The sequence below is a fragment of the Hydrogenophaga intermedia genome, assembly GCF_000723405.1.
Classification (GTDB): Bacteria; Pseudomonadota; Gammaproteobacteria; order Burkholderiales; family Burkholderiaceae_C; genus Hydrogenophaga; species Hydrogenophaga intermedia.
Genome location: NZ_CCAE010000060.1, coordinates 1 through 14,469 on the forward strand (window position 1 = coordinate 1; position 14,469 = coordinate 14,469).

Consider the following 14,469-nt stretch of genomic DNA (forward strand, 5'->3'; position numbering starts at 1 on the left):
CGTGCTCGATCGCCGGGCCCGCCTGGTGGTGAACGGCGAGGCCGGCGTGCTCATCGCCCAGGCCGGGCAGGACATGATCCTGCAGGCGGCCCAGATCAGGAACGAAGGCAGCGGCCCCACCGTCCTTCTCGCTGAGCGCGACCTGCTGCTGCCCACCGTGAGCACCGGGGGCACGGACGACATCCACTGGAGCGCCGACCACCGCCAGAGAACCGAGCGGCGCGAGGACATCGGCACCACGATCCAGGCCAATGGCGACGTGACGATGTTGGCCGAGCGCCACCTGCTCGGGCGCGCCGTGGGCATCGATGCCCAGGGCGACATCGACGCCCGCGCCGCCGGCGCCCTGCTGCTCGAAGCCGGTGAGCGCAGCCTGAGCGTGGACGAGCACCACCGCGTGCGCCACGGCGACCGCTTCAACCGCAAGACCGTCACCGAGGACTTCACGCTGCGCGAGAGCCAGGCGATCCCTGGCGAGCTGAGCGGACGCAACGTGACCCTGCTCGGCGGCGCGGGCGTCTACACCGAGGGCACGCGCATCCGCGCCGAGCAGGACGTGGACATCGACGGGGCCGGCACCACCGTGCTGGGTGCCGCGCAGGACCAGCGGATCAGCGAGCGCCACATCGAAGTGGAGCGCCGGGTGAGTGGTCTGGGTGGGTCGGGTGAGGACGCGCGATCCCATCAATGGCATTGGTGATGTTCGATCCAATCTCGCAATCAGCAGCGAATGGAAAGGTCAAAGCGGAGCCCCCGTCTATGTCGTCGAGTTCACAGTCAGCCCGGGTGTTGGTCTTCGAGAAGGAACGGTGGGGCCGATGTATGACAGGCAAGTCAGCAAAATCCTGCCCGGCGGTGGCCATCAAGTGCAGTTCATGGACAACGCGCCACACTCTTCGCCGTCCAGGTTCGTCATTGATCCAATGTCTCTCAGGGAGCTGAAGTGAACGGACTGAAGGTCTCAAAAACGCTGCTGGTCAAGCAAGGTGCCGACGGCGAACGAGCGCAAGTGGTCATTGATGGAAGTAACGAAGCTGGTGAGTTGCGCTGGGCGGCGGTGAAGGCCTTAAAGCCGCCGAAAAAAGAGGTTGAAACCGCGTTGATCCGGGACGATGGCACTTACGTCCCCTTGCCGTTCTGTGAGTTGGCCTGGCTTCTTCCCGACCGCACTGGCGTGCTAGTCATCTTCAGGCCCGGCAGCTACACCCATCCTAATGGAAGCGACGTTTTCCCCCGCCCCAACAACGCTGCCATCTTCAACGCAGACGGCAGCCTGCGTTTTCAAGTCCACTTTGCAGGTGCGCCAGAGCGAAGCGCGAGCTACGTCATTGGGCTGCCATTCACGCGCACGATCACTCACAAGATCATGCCCATCGGGCGTCCCGGCGAACCGATCGTTCCACCCATCGTGCAGTTCGGTGTGCTTGTTGGTCCCAGGGACGATCCATCCAGATTCATTGTTCAACTGAGTAGTTTGAGGAAACTCCCGTGAGGCAGACCATAAAGCTGGTGATTAAGGTGATCGAGTCTGCTGATGGTCAACGAGCCGACTGGATCATCGACGGCGGAGATCAGTCTGCGGACATCTATTGGTCCGTCTTGGATGGACTGAAGCGGCCCACCCGTACGGTTGAAACACGTCTGCTGCTCGATACGGGAGAAGTAATCTCTCTCCCTTTGAAGGAGTTCGCATATCTCCTTCCGGATCGCAGCGGCGTGCTCGTCATATTCAAGCCCGGCAGCTACACCCATCCCGACGGTAGCGACATCTTTCCGTTTCCCAACCACGCCGCCATCTTCAACGCAGACGGCAGCCTGCGTTGTCAAGTGCGCTTTGCAGGTGCGCCAGAGCGAAGCGCGAGCTACGTCATTGGGCTGCCATTCACACGAACGATCACTCACAAGATCATGCCCATCGGGCGTCCCGGCGAGTCGATCGACCCTCCTATCGTGCAGTTTGGTGTGCTGGTGGGCACGAAAGAGCATCCTCCCGAGAGCTTCTATGTGCTGAACACCGAGTCTGGCGAGTTAGCAGATGGCATGTTCAGTGTTCCGCGCTGACGGCAGGAAGCGGAAATGAGGTGAAGCGGCAGGACAGCTTGGCTTGCCCGTGCTCAGCGGGCTGCTGCTCAGCAGCCCGCCGAGCACTGGTGCGGCCTTCGCAGTCAACGCGGTCCACGGGACCAACGGTCAGCTCGTCTGGGCCAACAGCCCCAAGGCGGGGTTCGCGCTGAACGTGGCGACGGCGGGTGAGGTTCAAGCCCCTACCGCGCTGCGCCAGAACTTCCACGTCCAGTTGGCGCAGAGCACCTCGCAGGGCATGTTCCTTCTCGGTCAAAGGAGGAACTTGTTAATTCATCGGGGCAGTTGAAAGGAGCGTTTGCAAAAGAAATGCAGTATCTGGCCTCGATCGACTACAAGCCAATTAACGTGACGAATGAGCAATGGGGCGTGATGAAGGAGTGGCTCAAATGATATACAACCGGCAGCTTGAATATCTCCTCACGTCCAGATGTCTTCAGGATTTTTCTGCAAGATATCAATCGGTGGCAAGGATCTGTGAGACAAAAGACCGGTATTCGATTCTCCTCGTGCACGACTCGTATGTGGTTGAACTCTCTGAAATCATTATCGACAACTACGTAGAGATATGGCTTTCGGATATGAGCAGCGGTTTGTGGGTCTCTAGTACAGACGCCCGCGGTATTTGTAGCGCGATAAATATTCCTGCTGCGATCGTTTGCAAACTCGATGACATTTCCATAGAAAGAGCGTTTATCAGCTTTCATTCTGAGAAGGCGGTGGCATTCCCATTGGATCTTTGCTGGGTTGACTCGCTGTTGGCATTCATAGCCAGTAAGGGAGGGATGCGTTCGGTCGCACATATTGCCCCACCGCCGCCGTTCAACGATCGTCCCTACGTTCGCCCTATGGCACATTCGCAGGTGCAGATGTATCAGTTGCTGCGTTCTGCCCGCTAGAGAGCGAGTCCTGCATTGAGCGCCGCGAATGGTAATAACGCGATACAGATGATGGGTAACACGGCCTATGGCCCCATCAAACTTGGAGTAATTTAGAAGCCGGCCGGCTGAAGTTCGATTGCTCGGAGAGCTTGCCGCTTGAGCCGATCAGAGGTGGCGAGGCCAGCGATTCAGCCGATCACGCTTCCGGGAGGCCCAGTATCCGCATGGCGCTGGCCATGCGCTGACGCAAGGGGCTTTCCTGGCTGCCCATGCCGAGGTACGAGGACACCGTCAGCTCCGGTGCCTCGGCCCGCAGTTGAGCGACGACGGCCCGTCCTTCGTCAATCTGTCCCAACTCTGCGTGAGCAGTCAGCAGGACGCGCAGCGTGGGGACATGGTGCTTGTGGGCCCTCAGGGATTTACGACCGCAAGTAATGGCATGCTCCAGTTGGCGGTCGGCCAGCAAGGCATTGCCTGTGAACAGGTCGAAGAAGTATTGCAAGGGGTCGACGGGCGAGAGCGAGCGCGCGACGTAGGCCTCGGTCACCGCGAGGGAGCTTGAGCCCCACATGGCGGAAAAGAGGCTTTTGAACAGCCAGGCCATGGGTTCGCTGGGATTTGCTTCGACAGCCGAGGTCAAGTGACTATGCGCCAGTTTGAGGTTGCCCAGCAACTGGTACTGGATGTAGCCCTCGACCGCCTGGGCCATCGCATTGCGGGGCTCGGCCTCCAGCGCGCGCTGCGTCTGCTCGCGCGCCTGCTTGATGTCGCGGGCGGCATGGGCGCTGCTGCCCTTGACCACGTTCAAGGCGTGCCACATGGCCAACCACGCGCGGGGCAAAGCATGCCCGGGGTGGCGTTCGGTCAGCGCAGTCAAGGCCTCGCGGCCGCGCTCGAAGGCCTTGGCCGAGTGGCTGTGCACCATCGAGATGCCGGCCAGCATGAGAAAGCTGCTGTCCAGGCTCGGCAAAGGGCGCGCCAGGGCCTGGCTGACGTGTGCCGTGCCCAGCGCCTGCGCCACCGTGTGCGCCAGTTCGTGCAGCAGTTCGCTCTGCTCTTGGAGCAGATCGTCCAGAGCATGCTGCAACTGTCCCGTCCACAACAGCGCGTGGCTGCGCGCCTCCGCCAGTTCTGCGGTCACGATCAACCGGCCGTTGCGAATGCAGTAGCTGCCCGACAGGACAAAGGTGGCTCCCAGGTGATGCTCGATCTGTTGGAGTCCATCACTGTCGCGAAGCGCCGTGGTGGATTGCCGGGCGATCACCCGCAGGCCGAGGCTATGGGACAGGCGTGCGATCACGCCGTCGGCGATCAGCTCGCCGATCATCCAGCGCTTGGACTCGTGCACGCCCGCCTTGAAGGGGATGACGGCCAAGCCAGGGCGAAGATCCCGGCTGCCGGCGGGCAGGCGCTCGGCCACACGTTCATGCCGAGGATGGGCCCGGAACAGGCGCACGGGCTGGGCGAACGATTCCACCCAATGGCCCATGTCTTCCAGGTCGGCGTCCAGGCCATCGGCGAGTCGGTCGCGCAACTCCGCGGTGACCAGGACTTCGCCAGGCTCGGCCATGGCGGTCAGCTCCGATGTCAGTTGCACGTCCTGTTCCAGAGGGGTCCGTTGGCCGCGGCCATAGCCGGCCAGATGGGCGCCAGTGCGCAGGCGTAGCTGTTCGGGTTCGCTGGCGCGCGCGTTCAGGGTTTCGGCCAACTGGTTCAGGGCAAACGCCGCCTGTACGCAGTGGCGAGCGTCGGCGAACTCCATCGTCAGCCCGTGGCTCGTCTGCTGGACGATGTGGCCCTTGTGGTGGGACAGCAGTTGCCAATACGCATCCCCCGCCCAGCGCTGCAGCCGGTTCACGAGCGGACCGCCGCCGTCTCGCACGCTGGAGCTGCCATCGGCCAAGTCCATCGCCATCAGGGGGCGTTCCTCGACCCGGGGACCCGAAAAGCTGAAGTCGGTGGCGCTCATGGCTTGTTCCCAGACGCGACGGCAAGAGCGAAGGTGGCCGAAAGCACCACGGCCGGCATTGCTCGGCAGGCATGCAAGTGACGGTTGGACAGCACAACAAATTGCACGGCACTCCCCTTGATGGTCTGATCGACCCGGCTCGCTAGCGAGCCAGTCTATCCACTTCCTTCAAATTTTTCGGAGATTCTGATGAACATCACAAAAAGCTCATCCCCAATCCGTGCCTCGGCCCAGGCCCTCATCGGCGGTGGTTGCATTACCACACCGGCTGTCGCGGCGCACGCGCGAAAGCAACCTACCCAGAGGGATTCCCGCGCACCTCAGACCCAGTCTGCCAACCGGTCCGCACTCATTGGCGGGGGCTGCATCACCACGCTGGCCGTCGCCGCGCATGTGCGCAAACAGTTGTCCCAGGGAGATTCCCGCGCGCCTCAGGCTCAGCCGGCCAATCGGTCAGCTCTCATTGGGGGGGGCTGCATCACCACACCGGCTGTTGCGGCGCACGCCCGAGGGAAAATGCCGGTGGCGAATCAACGCTGAATCCTCTAGAGAAGGCCCTGCAACATGCCCATGCAGCCGGACATGCAACCGACCCCCACCATCAGGTTCCACCGCATCTATCCGGCTGCCATCCCGCCCATGCGGGCCGACAAGGCCGCTCTGGGCCTGATGCCCACAATGGCTTACCGCCATTGCGAGGCCATGCGAATGGCCTCTTCTTTCGGTTGGTATGCCTTTCCGGCGGAGGAGGTCTGCCTCCGCTGGAATGGCTCCGACGTCTTCGTCAAGGAAGACGGCCATTGGCAGCCCCTGGTGCGCTCCGAGCTGCCAGGGTTCGCCGACTACTGGAACACGCACGCGCCCGAGGACCTGGTGGACCTGTCGCCCCCCTTCCTCACGCGCTTGCAACTGCCCGGCCTGGTGCAGGTCTGGACCGGCCTGCTGTGCAGCACCGCCCCGGGCTGGAGCGTGCTGGTGCGCCCGCCCAGCAACATGCGGGGCAGCTTTCTGTATTCACCCTATGAAGGCATCGTCGAGACCGATCGCTACCGGCCCTGCCCGCTGTTCATGAACATCCAGCTTGTGGCCACGGACGTGGACATCGTGCTGCCCAAGACGGTGCCGTTGCTGCAGGTTCAGCCGCTCCTGCGCGAGACCTACGATGAGCGAGCGCACACGTCGCAGGAAGTGGACGGCCTGGACGTGCAGGAGGACGGCCAGCCGGCCCTGTCGCCAGAAGAGTGGCAGGCGTACCGGCGCACCATCCGTGTCGAGACCGGGGGCCAGCCCGCCGAGGCTGGGCACTATGCCGCCGACTCAAGGAAGCGCGGCAAGTCCGGCGATTGAGTGGCGCCGGTGCGGGCTCACTTCAGCCGCTTGATCAGGCTGGACGTGTCGTACCGCTGCCCGCCCATGGCCTGCACGTCGGCGTAGAACTGGTCCACCAGCGCCGTCACCGGCAAGCGTGCGCCGTTGCGCTTGGCCTCGTCCAGCACCAGGCCCAGGTCCTTGCGCATCCAGTCCACGGCGAAGCCAAAGTTGAATTCGCCGGCCACCATGGTCTTGCCGCGGTTGTCCATCTGCCAGCTTTGCGCCGCGCCCTTGCCGATGACCTCGAGCACGAGGTTCATGTCCAGGCCGGCTTTCTGCCCGAAGGCGATGGCTTCGGACAGGCCCTGCACCAGCCCCGCGATGCAGATCTGGTTGACCATCTTGGTGAGCTGGCCCGCGCCCGGTGCGCCCATGAGCGTGAAGGCGCGCGAGAAGGCCATGGCCACGGGTTTCACCGCGTCGAACGCTGGCTGGTCGCCACCGCACATGACGGTGAGCAGGCCGTTTTCGGCGCCCGCCTGGCCGCCCGACACGGGGGCGTCCACGAATGCGATGCCCAGCGCCTTGGCTGCCGCATAGAGTTCGCGCGCCACGTCGGCAGAAGCGGTGGTGTGGTCCACGAAGATGGCGCCGGGCTTCATGCCGGCGAGCGCGCCGTCGGCGCCCAGCACCACGGAGCGCAGGTCGGCGTCGTTGCCCACGCAGCAGAACACGATGTCGGCGCCGGCTGCCGCCTCGCGCGGGGTGGCCTTGAAGGCGCCGCCGTGCTGCTTCGCCCAGGCCTCGGCCTTGGTGGCGGTGCGGTTGTAGACGGTGACCTGGTGGCCGGCCTTGGTCAGGTGGCCCGCCATGGGGCTGCCCATCACGCCCAGGCCGAGGAAGGCGACGCGGCGCGACGGGGTGGGTTCGTAGGTCTTGGGGTTCAAGGCGGGGTCTCCTGCAGGGATGGATGGAACGCCGCGATGGTACCCAGAGACACCGAGGAACCGGCTTTGCCGGGCCTCAGGTGTCGCCCCCTGGGGGGTGACGCGCCGCAGGCGCGGCGCGGGAGGTCAAACAATCGTCAAGTGCTCGGTGCCGGCGGCAAGGTCCAGCGTCTTCGCGCGCTGGCTGTTGAGCTTGACCTGCAGGCGCAGGTCATTGAGCGAGTCGGCGTTGCGCAGCGCGTCCTCGTAGGTGATGAGGTTGCTTTCGAAGGCCTCGAACAGGGCCTGGTCGAAGGTCTGCATGCCCATCTGGGTGCTCTTCTTCATCACTTCCTTGATCTCGGCGACTTCGCCCTTGAAGATCAGGTCGGAAATGAGGGGCGAATTGAGCAGGATCTCGACCGCGGCGAATCGGCCCTTGTTGTCTTGGCGCGGCACCAGCCGTTGCGAGACCAGCGAGCGCAGGTTCAGCGACAGGTCCATCAGCAGTTGCGCGCGGCGCTCTTCGGGGAAGAAGTTGATGATGCGGTCCAGCGCCTGGTTGGCGCTGTTGGCGTGCAGCGTGGCCAGGCACAGGTGGCCGGTCTCGGCGAACTGGATCGCGTGCTCCATGGTCTCGCGGTCGCGAATTTCGCCCATGAGGATGACGTCGGGTGCCTGCCGCAGGGTGTTCTTCAGCGCGGCCTCCCAGCTCTCGGTGTCCAGGCCCACTTCGCGCTGCGTCACCACACAGTTCTTGTGCGGGTGCACGAACTCGATCGGGTCTTCCACGGTGACGATATGGCCGTAAGAGTGCTCGTTGCGCCAATCGACCATGGCCGCGAGCGAGGTGGACTTGCCCGAGCCCGTGGCACCCACCAGGATGCACAGGCCGCGCTTGGACATGGCCACGTCCTTCAGCACCTGGGGCAGGCCCAGCTTGTCGATCGTGGGCAGCACGGCGGGGATGGTCCGCAGCACCAGGCCCACCTTGCCTTGCTGGATGAAGGCGTTGCAGCGGAAGCGCCCGATGGCCGGCGGCGAGATCGCGAAGTTGCACTCCTTGGTGCGCTCGAACTCGGCGGCCTGCTTGTCGTTCATGATGGCGCGCGCCAACGCCAGGGTGTGGCCCGCCGTCAGCGGCTGCGGCGAGACCTTGGTGACGGCGCCGTCCACCTTGATGGCCGGCGGGAAGTCGGCCGTGATGAACAGGTCGCTGCCGCCCCGGCTGAGCATGAGCCGCAGCAGGTCGTTGATGAACTTGGATGCCTGATCGCGTTCCATCTGTTGCCCCTTTGCCCGTGCCGGATCAGCCTGGGAAGTTCTCGGGAATCTTGGCCTTGCCGCGTGCCTCGGCCGGGCTGATGACGTTGCGGCGCACCAGGTCGGTGAGGTTCTGGTCCAGCGTCTGCATGCCCACGCTGTTGCCGGTCTGGATGGCGGAGTACATCTGCGCCACCTTGGCCTCGCGGATGAGGTTGCGGATGGCGCTGGTGCCCAGCATGATCTCGTGCGCCGCCACACGGCCACTGCCGTCCTTGAGCTTGCACAGGGTCTGCGAGATCACCGCCACCAGCGACTCGGACAGCATGGCGCGCACCATGTCTTTTTCTTCCGCCGGGAAGACGTCGATGATCCGGTCGATGGTCTTGGCTGCGCTGGAGGTGTGCAGGGTGCCGAACACCAGGTGGCCGGTCTCGGCCGCCGTCATGGCCAGGCGGATGGTCTCCAGGTCGCGCATCTCGCCCACGAGGATGGCGTCCGGGTCTTCACGCAGGGCCGAGCGCAGCGCGTTGGAGAAGCTCAGCGTGTGCGGGCCCACCTCTCGCTGGTTGACCAGGCACTTCTTGGATTCGTGCACGAATTCCACCGGGTCTTCCACGGTGAGGATGTGGCCGTACTCGGTTTCGTTGAGGTGGTTGACCATGCCGGCCAGCGTGGTGGACTTGCCCGAGCCCGTGGGGCCGGTGACCAGCACCAGGCCGCGCGGGCGCAGGGCCAGGTCGGCGAAGATCTTGGGCGCGTTGAGTTGCTCCAGCGTGAGGATCTTGCTCGGGATGGTGCGGAACACGGCGCCGGCGCCGCGGTTCTGGTTGAAGGCGTTGACGCGGAAACGCGCCAGACCCTCGATCTCGAACGAGAAGTCGCATTCCATGAACTCCTCGTACTGCTTGCGCTGGCTGTCGTTCATGATGTCGTACACCATGGCGTGAACAGCCTTGTGGTCCAGCGCGTCGACGTTGATGCGGCGCACGTCGCCATGCACCCGTATCATGGGCGGCAAACCGGCGGACAAGTGAAGATCGGAAGCCTTGTTCTTGACGCTGAAAGCCAGCAGTTGGGTGATGTCCATCCCGGGTTTTTCCGTGTATTTGAGGGGCTTTGCAAACGATTATGACGACGATCGCAGGCAATCTCCAGCAAGTGAAGGAGCGCCTGTGGCGCGCTTGCGAAGGGTCTTCGCGAGACAGCGCTGAGGTTACTTTGCTGGCGGTTTCAAAGACCTTCGGGCCCGACGCCGTCCGTCAGGCCCATGCCGCCGGCCAGACGGCTTTCGGCGAAAACTATGTGCAGGAAGGCGTCGAGAAGATCGCGCTGGTGGCCGAGTCGCTGCCGCGTTCGGCCATCGAATGGCACTGCATCGGCCCGGTGCAGAGCAACAAGACGCGGCTCGTTGCCGCGCAATTCGATTGGGTGCAATCGATTGATCGTCTCAAGATTGCGCAGCGCCTGAGCGAGCAGCGCCCGGCCGATCTACCCCCGCTCAATGTGTGCCTGCAGGTGAACGTGGACGGCGGGCCCAACAAAGCCGGTGTGACACCCGCCGAACTGCCTGCATTGGCCGACGCGGTGGCCGCGTTGCCGGGGTTGCGCTTGCGCGGCCTCATGTGCATTCCCGAACCTGCGCCCGACTTCGAGGCTCAGCGCGCGTTGTTCCTGCGCGCGCGTGAGGCCTACGACGACCTGCGCGCGCGCGGCCACGCGCTGGACACACTGTCCATGGGCATGAGCGAGGACCTGGAGGCGGCGGTGGCCGCGGGCGCCACGATGGTGCGCGTGGGTCGAGCGGTGTTCGGCGCGCGCGAGCCGAAGCTCTCGCCCGTTACTTCCCCAGTGGCTTGACGCTGCCGCAGGCGGCCGCCAGCCAGCGGCCCTGGCCTTCCACGCGCATCTTCTCGGGCTTGCCGTCCACCTGCGTGGTCACGTCCATCACGGTGGTGTAGCCGCTGTCGCCCTGGAAGCTGACCGTCCCCTCGCCGCTGGAGGGCGGCTTGGCGCAGGTGAAACGAAGCTTCATGGCCTGCGCGCTGCGCGACACCACCTCGTGCTGGCAATCGCCTTCGGCCACGGGCGGGGCCTCGTTGCGCGCGGCCATCTCGGGGGTAATGCAGACCTTCATGCTCATGCCACCACCCGGCGCGGGGCCCGGCATGGCCATGCCTTGTCTGGCGAGCATGTCCTGCATCTGCTTGCGTTGGGCGGGGCTCATGGACGCCATTTGCTGCTGCATCTGGGCCATGGCAGCGTCCATCTTGGCGTTGCCGCCGATCTTGTTCGTCATTTCCCACAAGCCGGGCTTCGTGGTCTGGGCGGCCACGGCCAAGGGCAGCGCGAGCAGGGCGGCGGGCATCCATGTGAGGCGATGGTGCATGGCGGGGCTTCCTGGTAGGGGGGGACGACGCATTCTGCGGCGCGCGCCACGAGGATCCAAGTGATCTGTTCACAAGGGCAGCCGCGTGCTGGTCTTCACCTCTTCCATCACCGCGTAGGTGCGCGTTTCGCGCACGCCGGGCATCTGCCACAGCACCTGGCCGGCGAAGGCGCGGTAGGCCGCCATGTCGGCCATGCGGGTCTTGAGCAAGTAGTCGAAGCCACCGGCCACCATGTGGCATTCCAGGATCTCGTCGTGCACCTGCACGGCGGCCCGGAACTGGTCGAACACGTTGGGCGTGGTGCGGTCGAGCAGCACCTCCACGAACACCAGCAGGCCGCGACCGAGCTTGTGCGGGTCGAGCCTTGCCTCGTAGCCCTGGATGACGCCCTCGCGCTGCAGGCGCTGGGTGCGGGCGAGCACGGCGGTGGCCGACAGGCCCACGGCTTCGGCCAGCTTGAGGTTGGGCAGGCGGCCGTCGGCCTGCAGCAGGCGCAGGATCTTCAGGTCGATGCGGTCGAGGTCGGGCGTGTCGCTCATGCTGAATTATTCTCTTTGAAGCGGATAAAAATAGCGAAAAATTCATCTGAATGGCGGTCACGATGCGGGAATTCACCATCCCATATGCCGGAATCGCCATGCTTCACCCGATCCCCCAGGACCCGCTGCCCCGCACCGATCGCCTGCCCGACCCCTACCGCGCCGAGCCCGCCGTGCTGGCCGAGCGCCGGAGCGCACTGGACGGCGCGCTCGACTGGCCGGCCGTGCGCGCCAGCGCCGAGCCCTGGGTGTGTGCCGTGCGCGAGAACCCGCCGCCCTTCTGGGCCATGGAGCGCCTGCTCACCGAATACCCCATCAGCAGCCACGAAGGCCTGGCGTTGATGCGCCTGGCCGAGGCGCTGCTGCGCGTGCCCGACACGGAAACCGCCATCGCGCTCACCGCCGACCAGTTGGGCCGGGCGGATTTCGAGGGCGCGTCCGACGCGGTGATCGCGCGCCTGTCCTCGGCGGCCATCGCGCTGAGCAAGCGCTGGCTGCCCGCCGAGGGCTCGGCGCCGGGCCTGGTCGCGCGGCTGGGCGCGCGTTCGGTGGTGGCGGCCACGCTGCGCGCCGTGCAGTTGCTGGGGCGCCAGTTCGTGCTGGGCGAGGACATCGAGGACGCGCTGCGCCGCGCCGAGGCCGGCCGGCGCGCGCACCCGACGTTGCGCCACAGCTTTGACATGCTGGGCGAGGGCGCGCGCACCGAGGCCGACGCGGCCCACTACCTGCAAAGTTACCGCCAGGCGCTGGAGGCGATCGCGCGCCACGCCGATCCGATGCGTCACCCCTCGCTCAACGATGGCCTGTCCATCAAGCTCAGCGCCCTGCACCCGCGCTACGAACCCGCGCAGCACGAGCGCGTGATGCGTGAGTTGGTGCCGCGTGTGTGGGCCCTGTGCGAGCGCGCCGCGCAGGCCTCGCTCAACCTCACCATCGACGCCGAAGAGGTGGAGCGACTGGAGCTCTCGCTCGACGTCTTCGAGGCCCTGGCCGCGCGCGTGGCGCGCGAGTACCCGCTGTGGGAAGGCCTGGGCCTGGCCTTGCAGGCCTACCAGACGCGCGCGGTCGAGCTCATCGACGAGGTGGCCGCCATCGGCCGCCGCCATGGTGTGCGGCTGATGTGCCGGCTGGTGAAGGGTGCCTATTGGGACAGCGAGATCAAGCGCGCGCAGGAGCTGGGCCTGCCCGGCTACCCCGTGTTCACGCGCAAGCACCGCACCGACGTGAGCTACCTGGCCTGCGCGCGCGCCCTGCTCGATGCGGACGACGTGGTCTTCGCGCAGTTCGCCACGCACAACGCTGGCACCATCGCCGCCGTGCTGCAGATGGCGCGCCAACGTGGCAGCACGCGCTTCGAACTGCAGCGCCTGCACGGCATGGGCGAGGGCGTGTACCGCGAGGTGCTGCGAGACGTGGACGTGGGTTGCCGCGTCTACGCCCCCGTGGGCGCGCACCGTGATTTGCTGGCCTATCTGGTGCGCCGGCTGCTGGAGAACGGCGCCAATTCCTCCTTCGTGCACCAGCTCGCGGACGAATCGGTGGGCATGGAGGCGCTGCTCGAATCGCCGATGGAGCGCTGCGCGAGCGAGGACGGTAAACCCGCGTTCGCCTTGCCGGCGCGCCTGTATGGTGCGCAGCGGCCCAACAGCGAGGGCCTGGACCCCGCCGTGGCCGAGCACCGCGAGCGGCTGTTCGCTGCTTGGCGCCAGGTGGCCGTGCCGCGCGTGCCCGAGGCTTCGGCAGGCGAGGCCTCGGCGGCCGCCCGTCGCGCCGCCGAGGCCTTCGACGCCTGGAACCACCGCCCGGTGGCCGAGCGCGCCGCGGTCCTGCGCCGCGCCGCCGACGCGATGCAGGCGCAACTGCCGCCGCTGTGCGCCCTGCTGGTGGCCGAGGCGCGCAAGACCTGGCCCGACGCCATCGCCGAGGTGCGCGAGGCCATCGACTTCCTGCGCTACTACGCCACCGAAGCCGAGCGCCTGCTGGCCCCCGTGGAATTGCCCGGCCCCACCGGTGAGCGCAACACCTTGCGCCTGCACGGGCGAGGTGCCTGGGTCTGCATCAGCCCCTGGAATTTCCCGCTGGCGATCTTCACGGGGCAGGTGGCGGCGGCGCTCGTCACAGGCAACACAGTGCTGGCCAAACCCGCCGAACAGACGCCCGCCATAGCGCGAGAGGCCGTGCGCCTGCTGCACGCGGCCGGCGTGCCGGCCGAGGTGCTGCAACTGTTGCACGGCCCGGGCGAGACCGTGGGCGCCGCGCTGGTGGCCGAGCCCGCCGTGGCCGGCGTGGTTTTCACCGGCTCCACGCCCGTGGCCAAGGCCATCCAGCGCGCGCTCGCGGCCAAGGACGGGCCCATCGTGCCCCTGATCGCCGAGACCGGCGGCGTGAATGCCATGCTGGTGGACAGCAGCGCGCTGCCCGAGCAGGTGGCCGACGCCGTGGTGCAGAGCGCCTTTCGCAGCGCGGGCCAGCGCTGCTCGGCGCTGCGCCTGCTGTGCGTGCACGAATCCATCGCCGACGGGGTTATCGAGATGGTGCGTGGCGCCGCGCAGGCGCTGGTGGTGGGCGATCCGACCGATCTGGCCACCGACGTCGGCCCCTTGATCGACGCCGAGGCCTTCGACGGCGTGGCGCGGCACCTGGCGCGCCTGCGCACCACGGCAAGGGCGCTGCTGCCCGAGGGAGAGGACGCCACCACGCACACGGTGGCGCCGCAGTTGTTCGAAATTCGCCACGTCGCCGAGGCCTCGCAGGAGATCTTCGGCCCCGTGCTGCAGGTGCTGCGCTGGCGCGGCGACCCGAAGGACGTGATCGCCCAGGTCAACGCCCTGGGCTACGGCCTCACCCTGGGCCTGCAGACCCGCATCGACAGCCGCGCCCTGGCCCTGGCCGCGCAGGCGCGCGCGGGTAACGTGTACGTGAACCGCAACACCATCGGTGCCGTCGTGGGCGTGCAGCCCTTCGGCGGCGAGGGCCTGTCGGGTACCGGCCCCAAGGCCGGTGGGCCGCACTACCTGCCGCGTTTCTGCGCCGAGCAGACATTGACCATCAACACCACGGCCGCTGGCGGCAACGTGGCGCTGTTCAGCGCGTGAGAAGCGGCCCGCC

14 protein-coding genes are annotated in these 14,469 nt (G+C 66.0%); 8 read left to right on the forward strand and 6 right to left on the reverse strand.

The window, feature by feature from the left end:
- The 5 genes from BN948_RS26950 to BN948_RS26795 form a co-directional block, all read left to right on the forward strand.
- On the forward strand, nucleotides 1-700 hold a 700-nt coding region (locus tag BN948_RS26950; RefSeq protein ID WP_035623875.1), incomplete at its 5' end, for a hemagglutinin repeat-containing protein.
- Nucleotides 701-943: 243 nt separating this feature from the next.
- A complete protein-coding gene (locus BN948_RS22035) occupies nucleotides 944-1,492 on the forward strand; it encodes a hypothetical protein (RefSeq protein WP_009519813.1) in 549 nt (182 codons plus the stop codon).
- Entirely contained in the window at nucleotides 1,489-2,061 is a 573-nt protein-coding gene (locus tag BN948_RS22040; protein ID WP_009519814.1) for a hypothetical protein, read from the forward strand. The genes BN948_RS22035 and BN948_RS22040 overlap by 4 nt, the downstream gene beginning before the upstream one ends.
- 43 nt (nucleotides 2,062-2,104) lie before the next feature.
- Nucleotides 2,105-2,371 carry a hypothetical protein gene (locus tag BN948_RS22045; RefSeq protein ID WP_009519815.1) on the forward strand — a complete coding sequence of 89 codons (267 nt, stop codon included), beginning with the start codon at nucleotides 2,105-2,107 and terminating at the stop codon, nucleotides 2,369-2,371.
- Between the two features lie 100 nt (nucleotides 2,372-2,471).
- Nucleotides 2,472-2,981, forward strand: a complete 510-nt coding sequence (locus tag BN948_RS26795) for a hypothetical protein (RefSeq protein ID WP_138820260.1) — start codon at nucleotides 2,472-2,474, stop codon at nucleotides 2,979-2,981.
- A 178-nt stretch (nucleotides 2,982-3,159) separates the two neighbouring features.
- On the opposite strand, the gene BN948_RS22050 is transcribed toward BN948_RS26795, so the two are convergent.
- The gene (locus tag BN948_RS22050; protein ID WP_009519816.1) at nucleotides 3,160-4,932 is read right to left on the reverse strand and encodes a tetratricopeptide repeat protein; all 1,773 of its coding nucleotides are present in this window, start codon (nucleotides 4,930-4,932) and stop codon (nucleotides 3,160-3,162) included.
- A gap of 582 nt (nucleotides 4,933-5,514) precedes the next feature.
- Here BN948_RS22050 and BN948_RS22055 point away from each other — a divergent pair.
- Nucleotides 5,515-6,279: a DUF6065 family protein gene (locus BN948_RS22055; RefSeq protein WP_138820258.1), complete on the forward strand. Its 765-nt coding sequence runs from the start codon at nucleotides 5,515-5,517 to the stop codon at nucleotides 6,277-6,279.
- Nucleotides 6,280-6,296: 17 nt separating this feature from the next.
- On the opposite strand, the gene BN948_RS22060 is transcribed toward BN948_RS22055, so the two are convergent.
- From BN948_RS22060 to BN948_RS22070, 3 genes are all read right to left on the reverse strand, one after another.
- A complete protein-coding gene (locus BN948_RS22060; RefSeq protein ID WP_009519818.1) occupies nucleotides 6,297-7,190 on the reverse strand; it encodes an NAD(P)-dependent oxidoreductase in 894 nt (297 codons plus the stop codon).
- Nucleotides 7,191-7,316: 126 nt separating this feature from the next.
- The gene (locus tag BN948_RS22065; protein WP_009519819.1) at nucleotides 7,317-8,453 is read right to left on the reverse strand and encodes a PilT/PilU family type 4a pilus ATPase; all 1,137 of its coding nucleotides are present in this window, start codon (nucleotides 8,451-8,453) and stop codon (nucleotides 7,317-7,319) included.
- A 25-nt stretch (nucleotides 8,454-8,478) separates the two neighbouring features.
- Nucleotides 8,479-9,522, reverse strand: a complete 1,044-nt coding sequence (locus BN948_RS22070) for a type IV pilus twitching motility protein PilT (protein ID WP_009519820.1) — start codon at nucleotides 9,520-9,522, stop codon at nucleotides 8,479-8,481.
- Nucleotides 9,523-9,563: 41 nt separating this feature from the next.
- Here BN948_RS22070 and BN948_RS22075 point away from each other — a divergent pair, with 41 nt between their 5' ends.
- Nucleotides 9,564-10,292: a YggS family pyridoxal phosphate-dependent enzyme gene (locus BN948_RS22075; protein ID WP_035623887.1), complete on the forward strand. Its 729-nt coding sequence runs from the start codon at nucleotides 9,564-9,566 to the stop codon at nucleotides 10,290-10,292.
- Here BN948_RS22075 and BN948_RS22080 read toward each other — a convergent pair.
- Together BN948_RS22080 and BN948_RS22085 are read right to left on the reverse strand one after the other, a co-directional pair.
- A complete protein-coding gene (locus BN948_RS22080) occupies nucleotides 10,273-10,821 on the reverse strand; it encodes a DUF3617 domain-containing protein (RefSeq protein WP_009519822.1) in 549 nt (182 codons plus the stop codon). The two genes, BN948_RS22075 and BN948_RS22080, sit on opposite strands and share 20 nt — an antisense overlap.
- A gap of 69 nt (nucleotides 10,822-10,890) precedes the next feature.
- Nucleotides 10,891-11,361 carry an Lrp/AsnC ligand binding domain-containing protein gene (locus BN948_RS22085; protein ID WP_009519823.1) on the reverse strand — a complete coding sequence of 157 codons (471 nt, stop codon included), beginning with the start codon at nucleotides 11,359-11,361 and terminating at the stop codon, nucleotides 10,891-10,893.
- 98 nt (nucleotides 11,362-11,459) lie between these two features.
- On the opposite strand from BN948_RS22085, the gene BN948_RS22090 reads away from it, so the two are divergent.
- Nucleotides 11,460-14,456: an L-glutamate gamma-semialdehyde dehydrogenase gene (locus BN948_RS22090; RefSeq protein WP_050980713.1), complete on the forward strand. Its 2,997-nt coding sequence runs from the start codon at nucleotides 11,460-11,462 to the stop codon at nucleotides 14,454-14,456.
- The last annotated feature ends 13 nt before the right edge of the window (nucleotides 14,457-14,469 follow it).

Coding starts and splice junctions, on each gene's coding strand:
- BN948_RS26795 (WP_138820260.1), top strand. CDS start 2,472: ATGATATACAACCGGCAGCTTGAATATCTCCTCACGTCCAGATGTCTT.
- BN948_RS22050 (WP_009519816.1), bottom strand. CDS start 4,932: ATGAGCGCCACCGACTTCAGCTTTTCGGGTCCCCGGGTCGAGGAACGC.
- BN948_RS22055 (WP_138820258.1), top strand. CDS start 5,515: ATGCAACCGACCCCCACCATCAGGTTCCACCGCATCTATCCGGCTGCC.
- BN948_RS22065 (WP_009519819.1), bottom strand. CDS start 8,453: ATGGAACGCGATCAGGCATCCAAGTTCATCAACGACCTGCTGCGGCTC.
- BN948_RS22070 (WP_009519820.1), bottom strand. CDS start 9,522: ATGGACATCACCCAACTGCTGGCTTTCAGCGTCAAGAACAAGGCTTCC.
- BN948_RS22075 (WP_035623887.1), top strand. CDS start 9,564: ATGACGACGATCGCAGGCAATCTCCAGCAAGTGAAGGAGCGCCTGTGG.
- BN948_RS22080 (WP_009519822.1), bottom strand. CDS start 10,821: ATGCACCATCGCCTCACATGGATGCCCGCCGCCCTGCTCGCGCTGCCC.
- BN948_RS22085 (WP_009519823.1), bottom strand. CDS start 11,361: ATGAGCGACACGCCCGACCTCGACCGCATCGACCTGAAGATCCTGCGC.
- BN948_RS22090 (WP_050980713.1), top strand. CDS start 11,460: ATGCTTCACCCGATCCCCCAGGACCCGCTGCCCCGCACCGATCGCCTG.